Consider the following 1,133-nt stretch of genomic DNA (forward strand, 5'->3'; position numbering starts at 1 on the left):
GCTCGGATCAGATACTGCCGTTGGAAACCTTGCGCGCCTTCGATGCCGCGGCGCGCACGGGGAGTTTTTCCGCGGCGGCCGAAAAACTCAACCTCACCCATGGCGCGGTGAGTCGCCAGATTGCCAAGCTCGAGGACTGGCTCGGCTTGAAAGTGTTCGAGCGCAATGCGCGCGGCGTGTCGCTGACCATCGAGGGCAATCGCCTGCATCTTCGCACCACAGAGGCCTTCGCGCTGATTTCGGTCAATTCCGACCGCTGGGTCGAGCCGCGCGGCACGGCCGTGGTGCGGCTGGCCTCGATCCCCTCGGTGAGCGGATTATGGCTGATGCCGCGCATGGCCGCATTGGAAAACCATCCGACCAAGTTGCGCATCGTGCTCGATGTCGACAATCGCCAGGCCGACCTTGCCGACGAAGGCATCGACCTTTCGGTGCGCTGCGGGCGCGGCCGCATCCCGGGCCGCGTCTCGGTGCAGCTTTTCGAGGAGCAGATTTTCCCCATCGCCTCGCCGGAGCTCGCCAAGGAGATCGGACGGGGCGACCCTGCGCGGCTGCTGAAGTACCCGCTGATCAACGATTCCGATGCATCCGGATGGCGTGCATGGCTCGCCGCGCAAGACATCGATTACCGCCCCCGTCCGCAGGACCGGCGTTTCGAGGATTACAATCTGGTTCTGGACGCGGCGGCGCATGGGCTGGGCATTGCGCTGGCGCGGCCGCCGCTGACCGCGGACCAGCTCCGGTCCGGCCGTATCGTTGCCGTCGATGAGCGCGTTGCGCTCAATCCAGTGTCCTATTGGATGGACCGTCCGGTCGGCCGGCCGCGCGCGGCGGCGGCAGATCTGGCCGGGCGCATCGCCGAACAGGCGGGGCTTGCTCGGGAAAAGCTCGAAGCTTTCCTTCAGGATGACGTCTAGGGCATTCACCGTTTCACGAAAACGGTGAAATGCCCATCTCCTTCGGGCGGAAAACCGTTCACACTTTTCCTGGAATTGCTCTAGCGAAGCAGCAGGACCATGATCGTTGCCGTCACCGCCGAGACGATGGCCGTGACAACCGAGATCGTCCAAAGGGATATCGGCGCGGATTCCGATCGCGGCGCGTGACCAGCCGGGCGGATCGCGGCGCCCCGA

Annotated in this window: 1 protein-coding gene; it reads left to right on the top strand. The window is 64.9% G+C overall.

Features of this window, described 5'->3' with window-relative positions; genetic code table 11:
- The first annotated feature begins 11 nt into the window (after positions 1-11).
- Positions 12-917: a LysR substrate-binding domain-containing protein gene (locus EOA27_RS37470; protein ID WP_127258838.1), complete on the top strand. Its 906-nt coding sequence runs from the start codon at positions 12-14 to the stop codon at positions 915-917.
- Positions 918-1,133 lie beyond the last annotated feature (216 nt).

Source organism: Mesorhizobium sp. M2A.F.Ca.ET.037.01.1.1, from assembly GCF_003998075.1.
GTDB lineage: Bacteria > Pseudomonadota > Alphaproteobacteria > Rhizobiales > Rhizobiaceae > Mesorhizobium.